The following is a 13,110-nucleotide window of genomic DNA, read 5'->3' as shown; positions in this document are numbered from 1 at the left end:
CCCCTCCTTAGCATGGAATTACGGGCACTTATTAAGCAGTTACGTCTTGAGTGATCAGGTAACGAATGACTTCATCAGAAATCTTCATTACGCGTTCAAGTTCGGAAACTACGGACGGTTCTGCTGTAAAATTAACCAGAACATAAACTCCGTCACGGAACTTCTCGATCTCATACGCAAGACGGCGCTTACCCATTACATCGTGCTTCGTAATTTCGCCACCGTTGTTAGTGATGATGCCTTGGAATTTTTCAACTGTAGATTGAACTGCTTCCTGTTCAATATCCGTACGGATAATGTACATGACTTCATATTTGCGCATTGATTTTCACCTCCTCATGGACTTAGCGGTCCCCTATCGCTAGGGAACAAGGAGCGAGCGTTAACTCGCATACCTGAGTATTATAGCAAAAGTGCCCAGTCGGCACAAGCCCCAGCCAACATTTTACATGAACGGCTCTTCATGGTTTGTACCGGATCGGGCACACTAGATCAAGACTTTCGTGAGATGAGGTGATTATCCGTGGGTGAACAATCGTTATTTGAACCCGGGCAAAAAGCGCCTAACAACGGCATTTATTACGAAGTAGGCGAAGATGATTTTCACATGAACATCAATAACCCCAAACAAGTCGAGCTAAGTAAAGGCGACCGGTTCCCGGAAACAACCAACGAAGACCGCAAATGGAGACGCAAAGGGACTCATTAAGCCGCATTCACCTGCGCTACCAACAAAAAAACCTCTTACATCTGTAAGAGGTTATCCTTCGTATGTATGGCGGAAAGAGTGGGATTCGAACCCACGCACGCCTTGCGACGCCTAGCTGATTTCGAGTCAGCCCCCTTGGGCCTCTTGGGTACCTTTCCGCGCTTAGCCCATGCCGTCAAAATTGACGGGCAAGAAACATTGTACCACAGTACAAGCCGTATTGCAATCTTCAACCCGTTACATAGAACTGCCTTCTTCTTCCCGGGCTGCCGATCGAATCACTTTCTTCATTTTCTTTTCAAACTGAGCCCGGGGGATCATCACGCTGTGTTTGCAGCCGACACATTTGATGCGGATATCCATTCCCATCCGGATAATCTCCATCTCATTCGTTCCGCATGGATGCGATTTCTTCATCTGCACGACATCACCGAGTTGAAATTGCTTCGGTTCCATGGTTTCTCCCCCGTTTCCTATTCTTTAGTACACGTCGCCTTTTAGGTCAGCACCTGCTTTAACCTCGTCCATGGCGCGTTTAATTTCTGCATTAAGCAGCCTGGACACGGCCATATGAGTGTTTGTCCTGCATTCCGCAGTAATGCGAACCACCACTTCTGCAGTGCCTACGGATTGAATGCCGAGCACCTCAGGCTGCCTGACCATATCCTCGCTCTTTTCAAACTCCTTGGCTACGGTTTCCTTAATTGCTTCAATCGCAGAGTCCACATGGATATCGTTAGGTATCGTAATATCAACAACCGCAATCGAATTGTTCAACGAATAGTTCGTAACTTGAACTATCGATCCGTTGGGGATGAAATGAACTTCCCCTGTCCAGCTTTTCAGCCTTGTTGTCCTTAGGCCGATCACTTCTACCGTGCCTTTATAGGTACCGGTTTGGATCGTATCTCCGACGGCAAACTGATCCTCGAAAATAATAAAAAATCCCGTAATAATATCCTTTACAAGCGTCTGCGCACCGAAACCGATTGCAAGTCCTAGCACGCCTGCCCCTGCCAGCAATGGAGCCAAGTTAATCCCGATTTCCGAAAGTACGAGCAGAATGATAATAAAGTAAACCGTAGAGGACACGATATTTTTGACTAGTTTAACTATCGTGTGCGTTCTTCTCGTGTCGATTTTCAGCCGGGTATGTTCCCGCTCCTTCATCGCTTGATCAAGGATCTTAAACGCTATGTTAACGAGCACTCTGCCGAGGATAATTATAATTACAATTTTTAAAACAACCCAGCCAACCAACTGCCAGGTCTCAATACTGGTCAGGTTATTCCAATAATCCTCCGGTTTCCATTTGCCTAAAGCATTCACACAGACAACCTCCCCTACATATGAATGTTATCATACCCGTTGTCCGATTTTAAGTAAATACCGCGAATTTCCACCTGCTCGCTCTGAATAATCTGCTTCACCTGCTGTAGATCTTTTTTGGGAAATTGGATGGATAATGCGCAGCCTGCTGTGATCTCTTTGGGTGTCGGGCATGTATCGATTTCAATATCAGCGTACTCAAGCAGCATTTCCGTTCTAAGTGCCTGCTGTGTCGAATCAAAAGCAATCAACATCTCCCATTCCAAACTGCGCACCCCCTTTCTCTTAAATAAAGATTCTACGTATAAAAGTAATAGATTGTCCGTATACTGTATTATTCCCAAAAGCGCGTATATGGAGGAATCGATATGAGCTTCTCATTTAAACTGCCTAGCAGAAAAGAGTCGTCCCCTTTAAAAGTTTCATATACAGACCCGGGCATCTTTGGCATACTCAGCGTACAGTTATCGGAATTATTAAGCGCCGTCCAGCCTGGTCAAGAAATCGTGGTCGTTTGTGTGGGAACGGACCGTTCTACCGGCGATGCTTTAGGCCCGTTGGTCGGAACACAGTTGAATAAATACTCTACTGCACCGTTTACTGTATACGGCACGTTAGAAGATCCTGTTCATGCCATGAACCTGAGCGAGACGCTCGATTCTGTCCAAGAGAAGCATCGTAACCCTTTTATTATCGCTGTTGATGCCTGTTTAGGCCAGTTGACCAGCGTAGGCTCCATCCAAATCGGCAGCGGCCCGGTTAAACCAGGTGCCGGTGTCAATAAAGATCTCCCTCCGGTCGGTGACTGCCATATTACAGGTATCGTGAACGTCGGGGGATTTATGGAATATTTCGTTCTGCAAAATACCCGTCTAAGTTTAGTTATGAAAATGTCCGAAATCATAAGCCGCAGCATCCAGGCAACTATTAGCCTGCATCATCGCCAAGCCAACCGGGGCTAGCCTTTCTTGACTGCCAGCTGAATAGCCTGCTTCTCTTCCGGGGTGAGCGGATAAGCGGAATCACCGCCGGAGAGCGGCTTGCTGTATACATAGGTTTCTTCCCTGCTGTGCAGCCCGCTCATGACAACACCGTTCAGCGCTTCATCGACAATAGCTACCGAGAAGCTCAAATCGCTTCCACGGTCCGCAAAGGCATTATACCGGTGAACGCCTACATAACCCTTCATCTCTTTTTGTTTGGATTCCAAACGCGAAACTTTTGCCTTTTGCTCAGAATTTTCATTTCGAAGCGCCTCTACCTGTTCTTGCAGTTGAATGATCAACCCCTCCAGGTTGGCCACCCCGCTCTCCCCCATCATGCGCTTGTACCGCTTCTTCATTCTCGACAGTTTGACTGAATTCATCAGCCAAAGAAGCAGCACCAATCCCAAAGCGATGATTATGACACCAATCAATAAATCCGAATCCACATTCAGTATAGTCCCCATTGTTCCGCTAACTCCTAACCCTTTATGTATGTCTGCCTCTGTCAGTGTTTCTTGCAGATTTCCGCTATAGACTCAATAAAATAGCTCACTTCATCTGCTGTGTTAAAATATCCGATCCCTGCCCTCACGGCTCCCCTTCCCAAAGTTCCTGCACTCTCATGGGCAAGAGGTGTGCAATGATAGCCGGACCGTACTGCTATATTGTAATGCCTATCCAGCCAAAAGGCTACCTCTGAGGAGTCTTTTCCCTCTATTGTAAACGCGACAATCCCTGTTCTTGTTACACCTTGGCCAGTACCCAAAATATGGATTCCATTCAAGCTGCACAGGCCTTCCATCATTTGTTGTGTCAACGCCCATTCTTTCTCATGAATGGCTTCTACTGTTTCCTGAAGCACAAATTTAACGCCGGCTGCCAGTCCTGCAATGCCCGGAGTGTTCTGCGTTCCCGCTTCATAGCGGTCAGGCCGAACCACAGGCTGTTCAATCGCCTCAGATTGGCTTCCAGTGCCACCGTGAAGCAAAGGCACTAGTTCCAGTTCGGGGTGAAGATAGAGCCCTCCTGTCCCTTGAGGACCGTACAAACCTTTATGTCCCGGAAATGCCAACATATCAATGCCCATTTGCTCCACGTTTATCGGGATGATGCCCGCACTTTGCGCTGCGTCGACCAGAATTTTTGCATTAGGAGCAATTGATTTAACTAATGCGCTCATTTCACCAATCGGCTGGATCGAACCAAGCAGATTGGAGCTATGGTTTATCACGACTAATCTTGTGTCAGGCCGGACCGTTTCTTTCAACTCTTCCAGTTTTACATACCCCTGTTGATCGGTTGTGATGTAATCCAGATTTATAGCCTGGGCAGACTTTGCCTGTTCGAGCGGCCTGCGAACAGAGTTATGCTCCAATGAGGTAGTAATAACGTGATCACCCGGACGGACATAACCTTTGATTGCTTGATTCAATGCCATTGTCGCATTGGGTGCAAATGAAATATCCACTGGATTCTTCACACCGAATAAGATGGCAAGCTGCTTGCGTGCATTAAATAGCGCTCTGCTTGCACGCACGGCCATCGAGTGGCTTCCCCGCCCTGGGTTCGCAGCATAGTCCTGAACACATTCCATCATCGCTTCTGCAACACCTGGCGGCTTAGGCCATGAGGATGCCGCATTATCAAAGTAGGTTATTTTCAATTCGCTTCCCCCTCTGAACAAAGAAAGCACACCCGAGGGTATGCTTCCGAGTTGGCTTGCAATGGTTGTAAATTCCTTTAACCTTGTAAAAGGGTTAATAACCGTTCCAAATCTTCTTTAGAAAAGTACAGTAATTCGATCTTTCCTTTATCTTTTGCATGCTTAATTTTTACTGTTGTCTTAAATCTATCCCTTAATCCATCTTCGATTTCATGAATATAAGGATCCTTATTTTTCATCCTATTTTGGATCGCTTTATCTTTTGGCGTGGAAGATTCTTCCTCTTTTCGTTGGATTGCTTCTTCCAGATCGCGTACACTCCAGGAATTGCGAATGGATAACTCTGCCATATCCTTCTGGGAGTTCTCTTCCTTTAATCCCGCAATGGCACGGGCATGGCCCATGGACAGTGTTCCACGTGAAACATAGTTTTTGATCTCTTCAGGAAGTTGAAGCAGTCGTAAAAAGTTAGCGATATGAGAACGTGACTTGCCTACTTTCGCAGACAATTCCTCTTGGGTTAGTGTGAATTGATCAATCAAAGCCTGATAGGCGATGGCTATTTCAATTGCATTTAAATCCTCACGCTGCAGGTTTTCAATGAGTGCAATTTCCATTACTTGCTGATCTGTAAACTTCCGGACAACAGCTGGAATGGTTGGTTTGCCGCAAACCTGCGAAGCTCTATACCTGCGTTCTCCAGCTATAATTTCATAACCGCGGAGCACCGTACGCACAATGATTGGTTGAATAACACCGTGTTCTTTAATGGATGCAGCCAGTTCCTGAATGCTTTCATCATTAAATGTTTTCCGCGGCTGATAAGGATTGGCCCGAAGCTGATTAATTGGAATTTCAATCACTTTATCATCTTCGCTTACATTAAGGGATGGAATCAACGCATCTAATCCACGGCCTAAACGCTTACTCATATGAAATCACTTCCTTGGCTAGTTCCATATACACTTCCGCGCCCTTCGATCTGGAATCATAGGTGATAATGGATTGTCCATGGCTCGGTGCTTCACTTAAACGAACATTTCTAGGAATGATGGTTTGGTAGACTTTTTGCTGAAAGTATTTCTTAACCTCTTCAATCACTTGGATACCTAGGTTTGTTCTTGCATCGAGCATGGTCAAGAGAACGCCCTCAATTTGGAGAGTCGTGTTCAAGTGTTTTTGAACCAAACGAACCGTATTTAGCAGCTGGCTAAGTCCTTCCAACGCATAATACTCACATTGAATTGGGATAATCACCGAATCTGCTGCCGTAAGAGAATTCACAGTAAGGATGCCTAAAGATGGCGGGCAGTCAATGAGAATGTAATCAAACATGTGCTTAACAAGAGAGAGCGATTTTTTCAATCGGACCTCTCTTGAAATCGTTGGCACCAGCTCGATTTCCGCTCCCGCCAACTGAATTGTTGCAGGTATAACCTTAAGGTTTTCAATATTTGTATCACAAATAGCATCTTTAGGATGAACATCATTGATAATGATGTCATAAATACAGTAATTCACATCAGCTTTATTAATTCCTATTCCGCTGGTCGTATTGCCTTGCGGATCTATATCAACGAGCAGAACCCGTTTTCCCAAAGAAGCCAGGGAAGCACCTAAGTTAACGGAGGTTGTAGTTTTCCCTACTCCGCCCTTCTGGTTTGTAATGGCTATAATTTTAGACAATACCATTTCACCTCTATCAATTTTCGCCCAAAAAAGCAGTCTATGAAACTAGATGTCTACTTCTACCATGCTGTTGATCATAGGAAATATTCCATAAAGACAGAAAAAGCGGCAATCCGCCGCTCCTAGCAGTAATAAGTTTACTTATTTTTTAGGAATTTGAATTACAATTTCGTAGTGATCTTCCAGGTCACGTTCATTCGTCTTAATTTCCAAACCGGAGCCAACTACCATTTCAACGGATTGACGTATCGTATTCAAGGCAAGGCGAACATCTTTAGTAAAAGAAATTCGCTTCTGCTTCTTCAACTTAGATGCCTCTTTATAAAAATTAACGCGCGCTTCCGTCTGTTTTACATTCAACTCTTTGCTGATGATGTCATCCAGCACTTTTTGCTGCAGCTCTTCGGTATCCAAAGATAATAAAGCTCTTGCATGGCGTTCCGAAATTTTACGCTCCAACAAAGCGGCCTTTACCGGTTCACTCAGGTGAAGCAATCGAATTTTATTCGCTATCGTGGATTGGCTTTTACCTAGACGTTGAGCCAAGCTTTCCTGAGTGAGATCATGCATCTCAATTAACTGCTGGTAAGCACTAGCCTCTTCAATAGATGTTAACCCTTCACGCTGCAAGTTTTCGATCAAAGCAATAGAAGCCGTCTGGGAATCATTGAAATCGCGTACGATAGCAGGAATCGTATCCATTCCCAGCTTCTTAACTGCACGCCATCTCCGTTCACCGGCAATGAGTTCATATTGTCCGTTCCGAACCCGAACGACTACCGGCTGAATGATACCGTGGGTACGGATCGTCTGGCACAGCTCATCCAAGCGTTCATCATCAAAAATCGTTCTAGGTTGATAGGGGCTTGGAACCAGCTCATCGACAGGCAGATTTCTCACTTCATCGTTGTTTAATTTCTCATTTAAGCCAAACAGCTTTGAAATATGCTCTTTCATAGCGATCAATACCACCCGATCTGTAGTAAAAAACGGAACTCTACTTACAACAATTCTCCAACACCTGTTTCATTTCCTGCTTTTTCTACATAAAAATTGATCTTTTCACAAAATGGTAAATGTTTCACGTGAAACATTCCGAGAGCCATCTCACATCAAGGGACTTTTCAAAGGAGTCCCTGCTTTTCTAGGATAAGCTTTTGGGGTAACATCCTTCTTATGAATGACCATGATATGGCGATCAGACAATTCAACTGGAAGTTTGAATGAATGCACTTCATGAAGTACAGCATTCAGTTTCTTCAGACTGCCCTTTGCTTCATCCAACTCCTCCGCAGGGTTCGAACCCTTCATAGCGGCAAACGTTCCGCCCTTCCGCACAAACGGAAGACAAAATTCATTCAACACATTGAGACGAGCAACAGCACGGGCAGTAACTAAATCAAACCGATCTCGAAGCTCCGGTTTACGGGCCATGTCTTCCGCCCTGCCATGCAGGCTAGTTACCTCAGACAACCCTGTCTCCGACACCAAGTGGGTAAGAAAATGGATCCGCTTATTCAAGGAATCGATAATCGTTACTTTCAGATGAGGAAACATAATTTTCAAAGGTATGCTGGGGAATCCCGCGCCTGAACCTACATCCGCCATCGTAGAAACACTATCCATAGGGATGTAGAAAGCAAGAGAGATGGAATCATAAAAATGTTTCAGATAGACCTGGTCCCGATCTGTTATGCCGGTTAGATTCATCTTTTCATTCCAGGAAACCAGCTCGCGGTAATATGCCTCAAACTGGTTCCATTGTTCCTCCGTAACGGTTAATCCCTTTTCTTGCAAAAGTCCTGTAAATTGTTCCTTTACGTTATCCATGTTCCATTCCTCTATCCGCGAGCTGCAGTTACGCGGTTATAATGTTCAAGGTATACAAGAAGAATCGAAATGTCTGCCGGCGTAACTCCGGAAATCCGGGAAGCTTGCCCGATGGAGATAGGACGAATCTCGGATAGTCTTTGTTTCGCCTCATTCGCCAGACCATGAACTTCATGATACTCGATATCTTCCGGAATCCTTTTCTTCTCCATCTTACGAAGACGTTCCACTTGTAGAAGCTGTTTCTCAATGTATCCCGAGTATTTTACTTGGATTTCTACCTGTTCCTTCATTTCATCCGTTAAACCTGAAGGTTCCTCAAGGAGCTTATCCACATGTTCATAAGTAACCTCAGGCCGGCGAAGCAGAGAAAGAACATCTGTTCCCTGGGTTATCATTGCTGTTCCGGCTTCATCCAAAATAGCCTGAACCCGCTCATCCGGCTTCACTTTCACTTCTGCCAGTCGTTTGATCTCAGCTTCAACACGTTCCTTTTTGTCGACAAACCGGTCATACCTCTCTTGAGGAATCAACCCGATGTCATAACCAATCGGTGTCAATCTCAGATCCGCATTGTCGTGGCGGAGAAGCAAACGATACTCAGCACGAGAGGTCAAGAGACGGTAAGGCTCGCTTGTTCCTTTAGTTACCAGATCGTCAATTAAGACACCGATATAACCTTGGGACCGCTCCAAAATAACAGGCTCTTTCTCCTGTACCTTGCGGGCTGCATTAATCCCTGCCATAATACCCTGGCCTGCCGCTTCCTCGTATCCGGATGTTCCGTTAATCTGACCGGCTGTAAACAGCCCCTTGATCAGCTTGGTTTCCAACGAAGGCCAAAGCTGGGTTGGAACAACCGCATCATACTCAATGGCGTAACCGGTACGCATCATTTCTACTTTCTCCAGACCTGGAATGGAACGCAAAATGTTCAGCTGCACATCTTCCGGCATACTGGTAGACAGCCCTTGCACGTAATACTCTGATGTATTGCGTCCTTCCGGTTCCAGAAAAATTTGGTGCTTCGGTTTATCGCTGAAACGCACGATTTTATCTTCAATGGATGGGCAATATCGCGGCCCGGTCCCTTCGATCGCACCGGAGAACATTGGTGCACGGTGGAGATTATCGCTAATAATCTGATGGGTTTCCCCTGATGTATACGTTAACCAGCAAGGCAGCTGTTCCGACTCGGGACCTTCTTTTGTTTCATATGAGAAAAACTTTGGTTCCGCATCTCCAGGCTGGATTTCCGTCTTGGAAAAATCAATCGTATCTTTGTGTACCCGCGGAGGCGTGCCTGTCTTAAAACGTACCAACTGTAAGCCCAATTCCCGCAGATGCTCAGAAAGCTTTACTGAAGGCTGCTGGTTGTTAGGACCGCTCTCATACATCAGCTCACCCATAATCACTTTACCGCGCAGGTACGTCCCTGTGGTAAGCACTACAGCTTTGGCCCTGTATTCAGCACCTGTTTTGGTGATGACTCCGACACAGCTGCCGTCTTCCACGATCAATTGCTCGACCATTCCTTGCCGCAGCGTGAGATGATCCGTTCTTTCGATGGTTTCCTTCATCATGTGCTGATAGGAAAACTTATCAGCTTGCGCACGAAGAGCGTGAACCGCCGGCCCCTTTCCTGTATTCAACATTCTCATTTGAATATAAGTTTTATCGATATTGCGGCCCATTTCTCCGCCCAGCGCATCGATTTCCCGGACTACATGGCCTTTAGCCGGCCCGCCGATGGAGGGGTTACATGGCATAAACGCAACCATATCCAGGTTAATCGTAAGCAGCATAGTTTCGCAGCCCATACGTGCAGATGCGAGTGCGGCTTCACAGCCTGCATGGCCCGCACCGATAACGATAACATCGTAGTTTCCGCCTGCATAATTCAATGTTTTCTACCTCCTTGTACCTAAAGCTTGAACGCTTATCTATTATTTGCCCAAACAAAATTGGGAGAAAATTTGATCAATCAACGATTCACTGACTGCGTCCCCGATGATTTCACCAAGCCGTTCCCAAGCAAGACGAATATCGATCTGAATCATATCTATAGGAACGTACACTTCTGCAGCCTCTTTGCCCTCTTCTAACGACTGTCTTGCCTGCTTTAGAAGTGCGATATGCCGGACGTTGCTGACGTACGTCAAATCGTTGCTTTCCAATGTGCCGCTGAAAAACAAACCTGAAATCGCCTTTTCCAGTTGATCGAGCCCTTCCTGTTCCAATATGGACAATGTAACTACCTGTTGAGCTGGAAAATGCGAATAAAGCACCTTCAAATCAACCTGCTGCGGAAGATCCGTTTTATTTGCGATGACGATGGTTTGCTTCCCTTGGAGCTGCTGCATCATTGCAAGTTCATCTTCATGCAGAGGCTCATTATAGTTTACCACAAACAGGATCAAGTCGGCCTGCTCCAGCGCATTTCTTGATTTCTCCACCCCAATTTGCTCGACAAGGTCAGTAGTTTCCCGAATCCCCGCCGTATCCAAAAGCTTTAGTGGAATGCCATTAATCGTGACAAACTCCTCGATTACATCCCGGGTGGTACCCGGAATATCCGTTACAATCGCTTTATTCTCTTGAGCCAAAGCATTTAACAAAGATGATTTCCCTACATTAGGACGACCAACAATTGCAGTGACGATACCTTCCCTCAGGATCTTCCCTTCGCTGGCCGTCTTCAACAGACGGTCAATCTCTTCTATAGCAGCCGTACTTTTGTTTACAATCAAGGAACTCGTCATTTCCTGTACATCATGCTCCGGATAATCAATGTTCACTTCAATGTGAGCCATCAGTTCAATCAGTTCATGCCGGATCTGTTTAATTTTTTTGGACAATGCACCGTCCACTTGCTTTAACGCTATATTAAAAGCCCTGTCCGACTTCGAACGAATCAGATCAATAACGGCTTCGGCCTGCGATAAATCCAAACGACCGTTAATAAAGGCACGCTTCGTGAACTCGCCCGGCTCCGCCAAACGCACATCCTGCTGCAGCAGCAAGTCCAGCACCCGCTTTACGGATACCACACCGCCATGGCAGTGGATTTCCACAACATCCTCCATCGTGAACGAGCGTGGAGCACGCATTACAATGGCCAGCACTTCCTCAACTTTAATGCCGTCTTTTGGATTAAAGATATGACCGTAGGTCACTGTATGCGTCGGCACCTCTGTCAGCGGGGTTTTGCTTTTGAAAATACGTTCCGTTTCTTTCACCGCATCGGTTCCGCTCACGCGAATAATCGCGATCCCCGCCTCCCCCACAGCAGTGGAAATCGCGGCAATCGTATCTGAAATCATAATGCACCTCATTTCCTAGGCAATAATTCCTCATAGCTTGCCCTAAAAGCTTCTATTTCCAACTTCCGTTATATCAAAAAAAGCAATGACTTCGCATCCGTCTAGGGAAGTCATTGCGTTTGATTCATTTCATTGCAATTACAACTCTGCGATTCGGTTCATCGCCTTTACTGTAGGTTTTCACCTTCGGATGGTTCTGAAGCCTGGCATGAATCACTTTGCGTTCCTGGGAGGACATCGGTTCGAGAACTACTTCTTTTCTCGTTTTCAACACACGGCCTGCCAAGCGTTCGGAAAGTTCCTCAAGTGTCTGCTTCCGCCGTTCCCGAAAATTTTCAGCATCCAGGTGAATCCGCAGATGGGATGTTGAATACCTGTTGCCAACGATATTCACTAAATATTGAAGGGAATCCAATGTCTGACCCCTGCGGCCGATCAAAATACCCAATTCGCGGCCAACCAGATTAATCAGTATTCCATCTCTGGAATTGTGCCTCTCCAGGGAAACTTCCAAGTTCATCGAGCGAGTGATCTGTAACAAATAGTTCATCGCTTCCTCAACCGGATCGACAGGTTCAGGCAAGAGAGTCAACTCTACCTTAGCAGGCTTAGAGCCAAAACCAAGGAAACCCTTGGTCGGCTGTTCCAGCACAAGGATTTCAACCCGATCCTCCGAGACGTTCAGTTCCGAAAGCCCGGCTCTGACAGCGTCATCTATCGTTTTCCCCGTAGAGACCATTTTCATTTGGAAACCTCTCCCTTAGTATTCGCTTGAGATCTTCCATAAATAAAGTAAGTCTGAACAATGGTGAAAATGTTACTGTATATCCAGTATAACGGCAAAGCCGCTGCAAAGTTCATCGCCATAACAAAAATCAAAACCGGGAAGATAAACATCAGACTCTGCATTTGTGCCGTCATCTGGCTTGACATCATCTTCTGCTGAATAAACGTAGTCAAAGCTGCAATCAACGGAAGGATATAATAAGGATCCTTCTCTCCCAGCTGCATCCATAGGAACGTGTGGCCGCTGATCTCGGAGTTACGCACGATCGCATTATACAAAGCGATCAGAATCGGCATCTGGATAAAGATCGGCAGACAGCCGGCCAGAGGATTCACACCTTGAGACTGGAACAGTTTCATGGTCTCTTCCTGCTGCTTTTGAGGGTTATCTTTGTGTTTTTCTTTAATTTTCTTTAATTCCGGCTGAATCTCCTGCATACGCTTGGAGCTCTTATACTGCTTTAGCGTCAACGGAAGAATGATTAATCGGATAATCACGGTAACAATTAAAATGGATAAACCGTATTGACCTCCAAATAAATCAGCAAACCAATCTAACGACTTAGATAGAGGATACACAAAATAACGATCCCAAATCCCGTTCTCCGGATTTATCGGAGCAGTCGTATTTCCGCAGCCCGACAGCACAAGCATAACGGAAATCAATGCAAAGACAAGCCATTTACGACGAGACACACCAAAACTCCTCTCTAACCTTCCATATCCATTCAATAGATAGATGTCACCAAATAAAATATATCATAGAACCGGGTATAATGGAAATGATCCTGGGTT

The 13,110-nt window shown here is 45.7% G+C and carries 16 protein-coding genes and 1 tRNA gene; 2 read left to right on the top strand and 15 right to left on the bottom strand.

Translation table 11 applies throughout. The annotated features are described in order from the left end of the window. Positions 1-31 precede the first annotated feature (31 nt). Positions 32-322: a 30S ribosomal protein S6 gene (gene rpsF / locus ACFSUF_RS23010; RefSeq protein WP_377607022.1), complete on the bottom strand. Its 291-nt coding sequence runs from the start codon at positions 320-322 to the stop codon at positions 32-34. 201 nt (positions 323-523) lie between these two features. Between rpsF and ACFSUF_RS23005 the strand changes: the two genes are divergently transcribed. Continuing rightward, positions 524-709, top strand: coding sequence for a YjzC family protein (locus tag ACFSUF_RS23005; RefSeq protein WP_377607020.1), 186 nt, complete (start codon positions 524-526; stop codon positions 707-709). A 67-nt stretch (positions 710-776) separates the two neighbouring features. Here ACFSUF_RS23005 and ACFSUF_RS23000 read toward each other — a convergent pair. From ACFSUF_RS23000 to ACFSUF_RS22985, 4 genes are all read right to left on the bottom strand, one after another. Further along, positions 777-867, bottom strand: a tRNA-Ser gene (locus tag ACFSUF_RS23000). Between the two features lie 79 nt (positions 868-946). Then, positions 947-1,165 carry a DUF951 domain-containing protein gene (locus ACFSUF_RS22995; RefSeq protein WP_377607018.1) on the bottom strand — a complete coding sequence of 73 codons (219 nt, stop codon included), beginning with the start codon at positions 1,163-1,165 and terminating at the stop codon, positions 947-949. A gap of 24 nt (positions 1,166-1,189) precedes the next feature. Next, on the bottom strand, positions 1,190-2,038 hold the full coding sequence (locus tag ACFSUF_RS22990; protein WP_377607017.1) for a mechanosensitive ion channel family protein: 849 nt from the start codon (positions 2,036-2,038) through the stop codon (positions 1,190-1,192). Positions 2,039-2,052: 14 nt separating this feature from the next. Further along, the gene (locus ACFSUF_RS22985) at positions 2,053-2,292 is read right to left on the bottom strand and encodes a DUF3343 domain-containing protein (protein WP_377607599.1); all 240 of its coding nucleotides are present in this window, start codon (positions 2,290-2,292) and stop codon (positions 2,053-2,055) included. 114 nt (positions 2,293-2,406) lie between these two features. On the opposite strand from ACFSUF_RS22985, the gene yyaC reads away from it, so the two are divergent. Then, complete coding sequence (gene yyaC, locus ACFSUF_RS22980) at positions 2,407-3,000, top strand: spore protease YyaC (protein ID WP_377607015.1); 594 nt, start codon at positions 2,407-2,409, stop codon at positions 2,998-3,000. Here the strand turns inward: yyaC and ACFSUF_RS22975 are convergent. The 10 genes from ACFSUF_RS22975 to yidC form a co-directional block, all read right to left on the bottom strand. Beyond that, entirely contained in the window at positions 2,997-3,488 is a 492-nt protein-coding gene (locus ACFSUF_RS22975) for a DUF4446 family protein (RefSeq protein WP_377607013.1), read from the bottom strand. The two genes, yyaC and ACFSUF_RS22975, sit on opposite strands and share 4 nt — an antisense overlap. Positions 3,489-3,529: 41 nt before the next feature. Beyond that, positions 3,530-4,687, bottom strand: coding sequence for an aminotransferase class V-fold PLP-dependent enzyme (locus ACFSUF_RS22970; RefSeq protein WP_377607011.1), 1,158 nt, complete (start codon positions 4,685-4,687; stop codon positions 3,530-3,532). Between the two features lie 77 nt (positions 4,688-4,764). Beyond that, positions 4,765-5,619: a ParB/RepB/Spo0J family partition protein gene (locus tag ACFSUF_RS22965; RefSeq protein ID WP_377607009.1), complete on the bottom strand. Its 855-nt coding sequence runs from the start codon at positions 5,617-5,619 to the stop codon at positions 4,765-4,767. Next, a complete protein-coding gene (locus ACFSUF_RS22960; protein ID WP_377607007.1) occupies positions 5,612-6,373 on the bottom strand; it encodes a ParA family protein in 762 nt (253 codons plus the stop codon). The genes ACFSUF_RS22965 and ACFSUF_RS22960 overlap by 8 nt, the downstream gene beginning before the upstream one ends. Before the next feature lie 144 nt (positions 6,374-6,517). Then, the gene (gene noc / locus ACFSUF_RS22955) at positions 6,518-7,333 is read right to left on the bottom strand and encodes a nucleoid occlusion protein (RefSeq protein WP_377607005.1); all 816 of its coding nucleotides are present in this window, start codon (positions 7,331-7,333) and stop codon (positions 6,518-6,520) included. Positions 7,334-7,483: 150 nt separating this feature from the next. Continuing rightward, on the bottom strand, positions 7,484-8,206 hold the full coding sequence (gene rsmG / locus ACFSUF_RS22950; RefSeq protein WP_377607003.1) for a 16S rRNA (guanine(527)-N(7))-methyltransferase RsmG: 723 nt from the start codon (positions 8,204-8,206) through the stop codon (positions 7,484-7,486). Positions 8,207-8,217: 11 nt separating this feature from the next. Next, entirely contained in the window at positions 8,218-10,110 is a 1,893-nt protein-coding gene (gene mnmG, locus ACFSUF_RS22945) for a tRNA uridine-5-carboxymethylaminomethyl(34) synthesis enzyme MnmG (RefSeq protein ID WP_377607001.1), read from the bottom strand. Positions 10,111-10,152: 42 nt separating this feature from the next. Further along, entirely contained in the window at positions 10,153-11,529 is a 1,377-nt protein-coding gene (gene mnmE / locus ACFSUF_RS22940; protein WP_377606999.1) for a tRNA uridine-5-carboxymethylaminomethyl(34) synthesis GTPase MnmE, read from the bottom strand. A 124-nt stretch (positions 11,530-11,653) separates the two neighbouring features. Beyond that, positions 11,654-12,274, bottom strand: a complete 621-nt coding sequence (gene jag, locus ACFSUF_RS22935; RefSeq protein ID WP_377606997.1) for an RNA-binding cell elongation regulator Jag/EloR — start codon at positions 12,272-12,274, stop codon at positions 11,654-11,656. Continuing rightward, a complete protein-coding gene (yidC, locus tag ACFSUF_RS22930; protein WP_377606995.1) occupies positions 12,271-13,011 on the bottom strand; it encodes a membrane protein insertase YidC in 741 nt (246 codons plus the stop codon). Before yidC ends, jag begins: the two co-directional genes overlap by 4 nt. Between the last annotated feature and the right edge of the window lie 99 nt (positions 13,012-13,110).

The organism is Paenibacillus gansuensis, assembly GCF_042684925.1.
Taxonomy (GTDB): domain Bacteria; phylum Bacillota; class Bacilli; order Paenibacillales; family DY6; genus Paenibacillus_N; species Paenibacillus_N gansuensis.
Note: the sequence above shows the minus strand (reverse complement) of the source record. Positions and strands in the feature narration are given on the sequence as shown.